This is a genomic window from Pseudoxanthomonas sangjuensis (assembly GCF_010211755.1).
GTDB classification, from domain to species: Bacteria; Pseudomonadota; Gammaproteobacteria; order Xanthomonadales; family Xanthomonadaceae; genus Pseudoxanthomonas_A; species Pseudoxanthomonas_A sangjuensis.
In genome coordinates this window covers 1-540 of sequence record NZ_PDWR01000070.1, presented here as the reverse complement: position 1 = coordinate 540, position 540 = coordinate 1, and the positions used below count along the sequence as shown (strand labels likewise).

Sequence of the window (540 nt, the reverse complement as noted above, 5' to 3'; positions counted from 1 at the left end):
GCACCAGCTTCTTGCGGGCAACCTCCAGCAGCCGGTTGTCGGTGGGATGGGCGATCGCTTTTTCCTGCACGGTGGTGTCCACGATCACTCGCGACAACTCGCGCGCATCCACTGCTTTGACCGCATGTGCGGTGTTGATGGTGTGCGCCAACAGCTCTTCCATCCCGGCTTCGCCCAGGCGCTGTCGCCACCGTGTCAGGGAGCTGGGATCGCACGGCAAGCAGGTCTGGAACACCACCTCGCCGGTGAAAAACTGCCAGTACGGATTTTCCAGCCAACGTTCGCACACCGCTTCATCGGACAGGTCGTAGGCGTGCTTGAGGTAGAGCAGCCCAGCGATCAGACGCATCGGCAATGCGGGGCGACCGCCTGTGCCGGTGGTGACCGGCAATCGTGGCGACAGCGCCTGCTCCAGCGCACTCCACGGCAGCCGGTGGCTCAGCTGGACCAGTGGATGGCGCAAGTCGATCTGGTTCTCCAGACGCGAACGAAACAACTCATCGGCAGGCAATTGCTCGGCGGCGGGACGGCGTGTACGCA

General features: G+C 63.5%; 1 protein-coding gene. It reads right to left on the bottom strand.

Annotated elements, in window-relative coordinates:
• Window positions 1-540: transposase (locus CSC71_RS15345; RefSeq protein WP_162375237.1), on the bottom strand; the 540-nt coding region annotated here is incomplete at both ends.